The organism is Actinomyces naeslundii, from assembly GCF_001956585.1.
Taxonomy (GTDB): Bacteria; Actinomycetota; Actinomycetes; order Actinomycetales; family Actinomycetaceae; genus Actinomyces; species Actinomyces naeslundii.
The window spans coordinates 251346-261025 of the sequence record NZ_MSRR01000010.1 but is presented as its reverse complement, the minus strand read 5'-3'; the positions used below and the strand labels follow the sequence as shown (position 1 = coordinate 261025).

The 9680-nt window shown below is 64.4% G+C and carries 4 protein-coding genes; 1 reads left to right on the top strand and 3 read right to left on the bottom strand.

Translation table 11 applies throughout. The features are described from left to right. The first annotated feature begins 744 nt into the window (after window positions 1-744). Window positions 745-2229 (top strand): sugar porter family MFS transporter, encoded by a 1485-nt coding sequence (locus tag BKH33_RS06660; RefSeq protein ID WP_003783702.1) that lies wholly within the window; start codon window positions 745-747, stop codon window positions 2227-2229. 13 nt (window positions 2230-2242) lie between these two features. Here the strand turns inward: BKH33_RS06660 and BKH33_RS06655 are convergent, their stop codons facing one another. The 3 genes from BKH33_RS06655 to BKH33_RS06645 form a co-directional block, all read right to left on the bottom strand. Beyond that, entirely contained in the window at window positions 2243-3313 is a 1071-nt protein-coding gene (locus BKH33_RS06655) for a HigA family addiction module antitoxin (RefSeq protein ID WP_003783637.1), read from the bottom strand. A 29-nt stretch (window positions 3314-3342) separates the two neighbouring features. Further along, entirely contained in the window at window positions 3343-3636 is a 294-nt protein-coding gene (locus tag BKH33_RS06650) for a type II toxin-antitoxin system RelE/ParE family toxin (RefSeq protein ID WP_003783760.1), read from the bottom strand. An 855-nt stretch (window positions 3637-4491) separates the two neighbouring features. Then, a complete protein-coding gene (locus BKH33_RS06645) occupies window positions 4492-9585 on the bottom strand; it encodes a DEAD/DEAH box helicase (protein ID WP_232621406.1) in 5094 nt (1697 codons plus the stop codon). Between the last annotated feature and the right edge of the window lie 95 nt (window positions 9586-9680).

Here is a 9680-nt window from a genome sequence, read left to right as displayed (position 1 = left end):
AGCCCACGCCGACTCCCAGCGAGTCCCCGACGCCGGAGCCTTCGCCGACTCCCACGCCCGAGCCCTCACCGACTCCCAGCGAGTCCCCGACGCCTGGTGAGACTCCGGACCCGAGCGAGTCTCCGACTCCGGCGCCCAGTGAGTCGCCGTCCCCCGATCCGAGCGCTACCCCGGACCCGAGTGACCCCGCCACGCCTGGCGCCCCCTCCTCGCCGAGTGGTACTCCGCCTGCCGCACCCAGCGACCCGGCGAAGCCCCAGGAGCCCTCTGGAGGCCCTCTGGCCAGCACCGGTGTCAGGGTTGGTCTGCCGTTGGCGGTTGCCGTGTTGGCCGTGATGGGAGGTGCTCTGCTGGTGAGCCGTCGCCGCGCCTGATGCCGGCCACCGGTTCCCACCTCTCATAGGGAGATGCACCCGAGCCCACCTGAGTCCTGCACTCAGGTGGGCTCGAGTGCATCATCGCTCGCCACCAGCCGCGCGAGATGGGAAGCGGAACACCGCTGGCCGGTGCTGCTGTGGAGCCCGGCGCGAGGCGAAGGTGCTCGTACTCGGATGAATCGCTCAGGTGTCAAGGACCAGGGTCCTGACCGGGCGGCGTCGGATCGGACAGGAGACGGGGGCGCGGAAACGAATGTCGAAGCGGTTCTTGTGGCGCCCGGCACGGTCGTAACCTGAAGGGGTCCGCCATGCCGCACGGCATGAAGCGAGCGCCGTGCGCGACTCTTCCGACGTCAGGAAACACACCATGGCAGAGTCCTCCCAGTCGTCACCGTCCTCCGCCTCACGGCCGCCGGCCACATCCTCACCCGCCTCGACCTCGGATGATCCGGGTTCGACCGTCAGTCGTATCAACGCCCGGATCATCGGCATCTGTGTAGCCGCGGCCCTGGGCGGGTTCCTCTTCGGGTTCGATACCGCCGTTATCAATGGCGCCGTCGACGCCCTCTCCGACCAGTTCGCCCTCAGCGATGCGCTCAAGGGCTTCTCCGTCTCCTCGGCGCTCATCGGCTGCACGGTGGGTGCCTGGTTCGCCGGGCCGGTCTCCAACCGGCTGGGGCGGGTGCCGGTCATGCTCATCGCCGCCGTCATGTTCCTGGCCTCCGCACTCGGATCGGGGCTGGCCTTCGGTGTCATCGACTTCATCGTGTGGCGCGTGGTGGGCGGCCTGGGGGTGGGGGCGGCCTCCGTCATCGCTCCGGCCTACATCGCCGAGGTCTCGCCGGCGAGTGTGCGCGGCCGCCTGGGCTCCCTCCAGCAGCTGGCGATCGTCGTCGGCATCTTCTCCTCACTTCTGGCCGACGCCTGGTTCTCCGGCCAGGCGGGCGGGGCCGCTAAGGAGCTGTGGCTGGGGATGGAGGCCTGGCGGTGGATGTTCATCGCCGAGGGACTGCCGGCTCTCGTCTACGGGCTCTTCGCCTTCCGGCTGCCAGAGTCCCCGCGCTTCCTGGTGGCGCGCGGCGACTACGACAAGGCCTCCCAGGTGCTCTACGACTTCACCGGCATCATCAACGTCAACCTCAAGATCGAGGAGATCCGCTCGACCATCGACTCCGAGAAGCGCGAGTCCCTGTCCGACCTGCGCGGCGCGGCTCTGGGGCTCAAGCCGATCGTGTGGGTAGGCATCCTGCTGTCCGTCTTCCAGCAGTTCGTGGGCATCAATGTCATCTTCTACTACTCGACGACGCTGTGGCGCACCGTGGGCTTCCAGGAGTCCGACGCCCTGACCATCACGGTCATCACGTCGGTCACCAACATCGTGGTGACGATCCTGGCGATCCTCCTGGTGGACAAGGTGGGGCGCCGGCCCATGCTGCTGGCCGGCTCGTTCTTCATGACTGTCTCCCTGGGGCTCATGGCGCTGGCCTTCTCCTTCGCCAACGTCAGTGGTGGTGAGGTAACTCTGGAGGCGCCGTGGTCGCCTATCGCGCTGGTGGCGGCGAACCTGTTCGTCGTGGCCTTCGGAGCGACCTGGGGGCCGCTCGTGTGGGTGCTGCTGGGCGAGATGTTCCCCAACCGGATCCGCGCCGGGGCGCTGGCGGTGGCGGCCGCGGCCCAGTGGGTGGCGAACTTCTTCATCTCCACCACCTTCCCGACCTTCTCCAGCATCAGCCTGACCTTCGCCTACGGCTTCTACGCCGTCTTCGCGCTGCTGTCCCTCCTCTTCGTCTTCTTCCGGGTGCCCGAGACCAAGGGCAAGGAGCTCGAGGAGATGGAGGACCTGGCGGTCTGAGTTGAGTCGGAGCCTACGCAGCCAGGCCCGTAATCGACACCTTTCGCTTGAGGCTGTGCCCCCAGGCGTAGTCGCCAGTGCGATGCTGTGCCTGTCCCAGCACGATGCTGGGGGCGATCCCTAGTTCCTTGGCAAGTGCTTTCACCTCGTCGAGGTTGCGATGACGAGGGAGCCTGTCCTCGTAGTCCTCCGGAACGAGGAAGCGGGAGGCGTAGGCGTTGGCCTCCTTCTCAAGGTTGTCATGGTCGTTGTTGAGGTAGAGACCATTTGACTCGTGGAGAAGGACGTGAGCGATCTCGTGGAAGAGTGTGAACCAGAGTTGGTCATCGCACTTCCACAGGTCCGAGAGTTGGACGAGGGGGTGTCCGTGGATCCAGCGGGTGGCACCGTGGGTGCCGAGCCCCGGCACCGCTGGAACCAGTGTGAGCGCCACCCCGCAGTCCCGCAGAAGAGCCTGGGCCTTCTGAATGGCCTGCACAGGATCCTCGACTGTGAGTGAGCGGAGCTCGGGAAGGGCTGCTTCCAAGTTTTCACGATCGTAGATGGGGAAGTCTCCTGGAGCACAGCTTCGTTCCGCGGCCCGGAGCCAGGTGGCCAGGCGGTGGGGGTTGTGGTGCCCGACGACGGAGCGGCGATACGCGACAGCGCCCTGATTCCAGGTGGCTTGGAAGGCGTCCATCGAGGAGATGCCGAAGAACTGGAGCAGTCCTCGCACTGTCCCGGCTTTATCGCTGGCAGGCGCGGTGATGAATGAGTGCTTGCGAAGGTAGCTCAGGGGGAAGTCCTTGGCGCGGTCGTACTGGGTGACCAGTTTCGCGTCCGCGGCCTGGCGAGCCAGAGCCGCCTGGTATCCGGTCTCATGGAGGTTCCAGATGCGGGCAGGGACACCGGTGGTGTTCTCCAGCCTGAGCGCCATGTCATGGCTGAGTGGGGCTTTGCCTCGGAGCAGTTCGCTGACGTGCTTTCGGCTCACATCAAGTCGGCGGGCAAGCTCAGCGGCATTGATGCCCTCCTCTTCCATCCACTCTTCGATGAAGTCCCCGGTAGGCACGACGTAGTCGGGGTGTGCGGCGTACGTGGCCATGCCTGCCTTCCTTTCAGGTGCTTGGTGGTCTAGTGGTAGTCGATGATCTCGATGACGCAGGCGACGACAGGAGTGCCACCTTCATCGGTGACGATGAGTCGCCAGTTAGCGGTGAGCCGGGCTGACCACTGACCTACGCGGTCGCCGCTCAAGGTTTCCCATCGGCCGGTGCCCTGGAGGAGGTCATCGAAGGACTCGGCGTTATAGAGCTCCGCGATGCGCAGTCGTAGCCGTTTTGCCACGGACTGGCTCAGTTTGCGCTTCATCTCGCGCTCGTTGGTGCAGATCTTCTCGATCTTGCGGTCGGTGTACCTCACTTCCATGGCCGTATGTTACCTGGTGCGTAACAGTTACCTAGATCGTAACACTATTTCCAACTGGAAAACGAGAGTGTTGCGAGAGTCATGTCATGCGGACGTGAGGGCGGGGGGCTGCGCACTATGGCTCAGCTTCGGGGTGCTTGGGGGCTGGGCCTGCTGCTCGGTCGTCGCTCTCTGCGGACCTCCCCCAGGCTGGCGGAGTGACACGCGGCGAGTGTCAGTTCGAGATCTGCTCGTGTTGCCACAGCGCCTCCTCTTGTGAGCACAGTCAGTGGCTTGTGTTTGCTGCGGACGAAGTCGCGTTCGCATTGTATCGACTTGCCTGTCGAAGAGATATGTTCAGGAGGGTCTATGTGGTTGCTGGAGTCAGTCGATCTGAAGAATAGGGCAATTCTATTCCGTAGTGCTTGATCGCATCAATGGGACTCTCGCGCAACTGCCCCACGGCGTTTCGTATCCAGTGTACTCCGCGTGCATCAGTGAAGGCTATCTCTACGCCAGGGCGATAGCACATCCCTCCCCACCCTTTGGGGGCGGCAAGCTGCCATTCGCCCGGGGGAAGAGTCGTAACCATTCTTCTGTAATCCGCTTGGGAGTGGCGCCCGTCTTGTTCGTTGATGATGAAGGTCGCGACACACCTGTATGCGGGAGAGAGGGATTGATTGCTGATGCGTATGATGTCTTCAGTTTTTTGTTCCGACTTTTGGCCTGTCAGAATCCAGGCGGTAATGCGTGTTGCTTGCTCTTTTCTCTTGTCGCAGCGCCTCCGCCATGCCTCCAGAGCCAAAGTGATTGTGGCAATGAGCGTTGCCCCGGCGGTTCCTATTGCTCCTATCCAGGAAGCCCAGTCCTGGCTTGTCATAATTCAATTTGCGTAGGAGTGCCTGTTGGCTTTACGTCAAGCGGCGGCAGGGAGGTCACGATCTGCTGGGTGCGGACGGAGACAGTGGTGATGCGGGCGATGAGGTCCAGGAGGTAGCGGGGCTGCGCCGAGGCGGTGGGGCCGCCACCCCCGCCCTCGGCCATCCAGTCGTTGGGGTCATTGACGATCCCGGAGGCTTTGTGGGTGCTCACGCGGTAGCGGTCCAGAAGCCAGTCCAGGCCGCTGCGCGACCCCAGCAGGTAGTCCTGTGCCCGGGTGGGAATGTCGGAGACCGTCACATGCTCGTTGTAGACGATCGAGGTCTTGTCATCTTCCAGCCTGCCGTCCCGGCGTACCCGGGCATAGCGCATCTTCTCCACATGCAGCAGGCTCGGTGAGATCGTCTCCCGCAGATCCCAGGGCACATTCTCGCCGTCGATGACGAGGCTCAGTTGCGTGGGCTCCACGGACTCATAATCCAGGTGCAAATCAGCAAGACCGCGCCCAGCCGTGGTGAAGGCGACGAAGTCCTCCCGACTCGCCACCAGCGGGATATGAGGCAATGACTTCTTCAGATCCGCGCCATACCGAGTCCGATACTCCGGTGAGTGCAGGAGGGCATACACGTAGTAGAAGACGTCATCCTTGGTGACTTCCGGCCCGTAGGCGGCCTGGTAGCTGTGCAGCGTGGCGTTGGTGATGTTGTCCACCCGGCGGTAGCCGCCCAGCACCTCACCCTCCTGCCCGACGGCGCCGCCGGACTCCTCCGCTTCCTTGCCACCGGAGAGGTCCAGCATGCCTGACTCGGCCGCATGACGACGCCCAACCGGTTCCCACGTCCAGCGTGGGAAGAACTGACCTCCGCTACCGGCACCTGTGACATGGAGGTTTGGTGCAGCATCTGTCATCACGGTGGAGAAGGGAACGTCGGAGCCTTGACCAACAAGATAAAAGCCGACATTGTCGTGCCCGGGAGTCGGGAAGTAGCGGCGCAAAACAGCGGGACGGTGAATGATGCCGTCGGAGGCGTTGAGCCACTGCTTGCAGAAGGGACGGTACAAGCCGCAGTAGGTGGCTCCCGCGTTGTAGCTGATGGCACGGTTCTTTGCTAGGTCGCTGTAGAGGCCCGACGTCCATTTGATCCGCGTTTCGTCGTTGGTGACGAGATCACGCACCTTCGTGCCGGCCTTCAGGTTGGCTGCTCGGGTGCGGTGAATGCGCTCGCGCTCCTCGTTGTACGTCTCAATGAGCCGTTGCGCTGAGTCGCGCAGGCCTGGCAGTGAGAAGTTGTAGACCCACGCGTCGCGGTTCGTCTGCAATCCCGCTGTGTAGGAGGCGAAGACCGGCGCCTGTCCCTCGCCGATGGACTGCCAGGACTCGTAGTTCGGATCGCGCTGGTTGATCCAGTCGCCCTGGGCGTTTGGGGTGATGGTCTCCCACTTCAGGGTGTCGATCTGCGACTCCTCGACGATCCGCAGTTTGTCTTCTCGGGAGAGGTAGTCGCCGATATCCTGATAGTGCAGGGTGGCTGGTCCCTCATGGGCAGGGTCCTTGACGAGGAAAATGACGGCGATCGTGGTGCGTCCACCTGAGTCGAAGACGTTGCCCTTCTCTTTTCTGCGCAACTCGCCTGAGGTTCGCGCGTTGCCTCGCAAGTTGTAGACGTAGAGATGGGAGAACTCCTCAGCCAGGGTGAGGCGTACGCCGTCGGCCGTGTTGCCGTCGATGAAGCCGCCGTTGGTGACGAAGCCGATGACCCCGGCCTCCCCGACGCGGTCCGAGGCCCAACGGATGGCGCGAAGGTAGGAGTCGTACAGAGAGTTCTTGTTGGTGCCCGTGGAGCGGGCCGCGTAGGTCGCCTCGATCTTGGCGTCCAGGGATGGGTAGTGCTGGTTGGCGTTGTTGTCATTGGCGGACTCCTGCCCCACCGAGTAGGGCGGGTTGCCAATGACCACCTGAATACTCTTCAACTCCAGCTGGGCCGTAGCCCGGTCGTTGTTGGCTACAAACACGCTCTGATCCAGCATGTCCCCGTCCTCGGTCATCTGGAAGGTGTCAGCCAGGACGATCCCGTCGAAAGGCGTGTACCCCGCCTGCGCCGGGTCGTCCTCATCACCGCTGGCCGGTGGCGCCTCGCTGCGCATGAGGTCGCGGTAGGTGACCTCGATATTGGCCGCCGCAATGTAGTAGGCCAACAGCAGGATCTCATTGGCGTGCAGCTCGCTCGCGTACTTGCGCGCCAGATCCGCCTTGCTGATGAGGCCGGACTGCAGGAGCCGGACGATGAAGGTCCCAGTCCCGGTGAAGGGGTCGAGTACGTGCACACCCTCATCTGTGATGCCGCGCCCCAGGTGGGTGCGTGCCAGCCAGTCCACGCTGCGCAGAATGAAGTCCACGATCTGCACCGGCGTGTAGACGATCCCCAGCGACTTGGCGGTCTTGGAGAAGGCTAGGGAGAAGAACTTCTCGTAGAGCTCGGTGATGACCCTCTGCTTGCCCGCGGCGTTGTCAATGCCCGCGCAGCGCTCGCGAACCGACTCATAGAAGCCCTCCAGCTCCTCGGTCTCCGCCTCCAGGTTGGAGCCCTCCAGCACCCGGAGCATCCGGCCCATCACCTGCGCCACCGGGTTCTCGGCCGCGAAGTCGTAGCCGTCGAAGACCGCGTCAAACACCGGCTTGGTCACCAGGTGCTGAGAGAGCATGTCGATCGCGGACTCCGAGGTGACCGAGTCGTTGAGATTGGCGCGCAGAGCCGCCAGGAAGCGCTCGAACTCGGCCGCCACCTCCGGGTCCTGCACCCGCTTGGCCAGGCGCTTACGGTGACGGGCCGCGATATCGGCCACGTCCTTGGCCCACTGCTCCCAGTAACGCCGCGAGCCGACCTTCTGGACCAGGCGGGCGTAGATCGCCTCCCGCCACTTGCCGAGCGCCCCCAGGTCGAAGGCCGCCTGCTGAGGCGCCGGAGTACTGGAGGAGTCGCTGTCGTCGGCGGCAGCCCCAAAGGGGTCGATGATGGCGATCTTGTCCGGCTTGGACTGGTTGAGATCGATCTTGTTGACCATGGCGTCGAAGCGCTCATCGTGAGCGCGCAGCGCCTGAAGCACCTCCCACACCACCCGGAAGGTGTCATTGTCAGACAGGACGTCCTCGGGCGACATCCCAGGCGGGATCGCCACCGGCAGGATGATGTAGCCGTACTGCTTGCCCGGCGCCAGGCGCATCACCCGTCCCACAGACTGGACGATGTCCACCTGGGACTTGCGCGGGGACAGGAACATGACCGCATCCAGGGCCGGGACGTCCACACCCTCGGACAGGCACCGGGCGTTGGACAGGATTCGGCAGGACACGGATGTCTCCTCCGACTCCGATGCCGACGATGCCTGCCGGGTTGGCGCCGGCGCACCCAGGTCGCCCGAGAGCCAGGACAGCAGACCGTTGCGCTCCATGATGTTCATGGAGCCGTCCACGTGGCGAACTTCCACGGATCCCAGCCGCTTCTGAGCTGGGGCGTCGGAGCTGGTGCCGTCAGCGTCGTCGGGCAGCTCGGGTCCCTCGGATTCGTCGGTGAGCATGAGCCGGTAGTCCTCGACCACCTTGCTGAAGGAGGAGGCGAAACTGTCTGACGTCTTGATATCGCGGGCGAAGGCCACCGCCGTGCGCATCGGCTGGATGTCCCTGCCGTAGTCGGCTGTGTTCACGCTGCGCTTGGCTAAGGCGTTCCAGCAGCCCACGATCCGGGCAGCGTCGTCGAGCCCGAGGTCGCCACCCTGAGCCAAGGAGGACTGCATCTGATCAGCGATCTGGTCCTCGGAGACCGTGAGGACCAGGACCTTGTAGTCGGTCAGGAGGCTACGGGAGACCGCTTCACCGAAGCCCAGGCGGAAGAGTTCCTCACCGTAGGTCTCGACGTCGTCCATGGAGGCGAGGATCGCGTTCTTCTGACCGGCGCGCGCTTTGGTCGAGTCGTCATAGATGCGGGGAGTCGCCGTCATGTAGAGACGCTTGGAGGCGTGGATGTAGCCGTTGTTGTGGACACGGACGAAGGCGGACTCGTCCGTGCCCGCGACGGTGGCGCCGGTCGTGCGATGGGCCTCGTCGCAGATCACCAGATCGAAGCCGGGGGCGCCGAGTTCCTGGGCCTGGGCGACGGCGTCGATCGACTGGTAGGTGGAGAAGACCACCGTCATCGGGGCCGTCCCGTTGACCGGGGCGGGGCGGCGCGTCAAGCGATCAGCGAGCGCCGCTCCATCCGTGGTGGCCGGGATCGCCAGGTCCACCACCGAGATGTCCTCGCTCAGGCTGGTGCGCTTGCGCCCCTTGCCGACCTTCGTATCCGAGCAGACCGCGAAGGAGCGCAGCGGCACCTCCGACTCGGCACTCCACTCCATGAGCGTCTGAGACAGCAGTGCGATGGAGGGCACGAGGAACAGGACCCGGCCGCCGGGGCCCGCCATGGCCTCCGCAATGCGCAGGGACGTGAAGGTCTTACCGGTGCCGCATGCCATGATGAGCTTGCCCCGGTCCGCTGTGGACAGCCCCGCGCTCACCGCGTCCAGGGCCCGCTTCTGGTGCTCGCGCAGGCTCTTGCCGCCGGTGCGAACCATGACCTCGGGGGTCTCCAGGCTGAAGGAGTCCCAGTCGATCGTGGAGTTGAAGAGGTCCTCCAGGCCGATCCGGGAGACCGGGATGGCCTGACGGGACACCGTCTCCTCCGCGGCCGAGTTCCAGTGCTCCGTAGTGGACACGAACAGCCGGGAGGTGAACTCTCCCGTCCCCGACTCTGCCAGGAAGGAGTCGACGTCACCCTTGGTGATGACGCCCGTATCAGGATCATAGAACTTGCACTGGACGGCACACAGCTTGCCGGTCTCGCGCTCGCGGGCCACCAGGTCGATGCCGCGGTCCGGGCGCGCGCCCCGCTCCGGCCAGTCGCTCCACATCCACACCTCGTCGAAGCGCTCGGCGTGACGCGGGTCCGTGAGAAGGAACTGGCGCACCAGGCGCTCGAAGGCCGTGCCCTTGCCTCGCTGCGTCTGTGCCTCGAAGTCCAGGGCGTGAAGAATCTCTGCGATGCGCGACTGACTCACGGGGAGAAGCATACGGTGAGAAAGGCGAGGTGCTGCCGCGAGACCGCAGGTGACGGGACTGGGCCGGATATGAGTGAGGCAAGGGGAGGAATCCC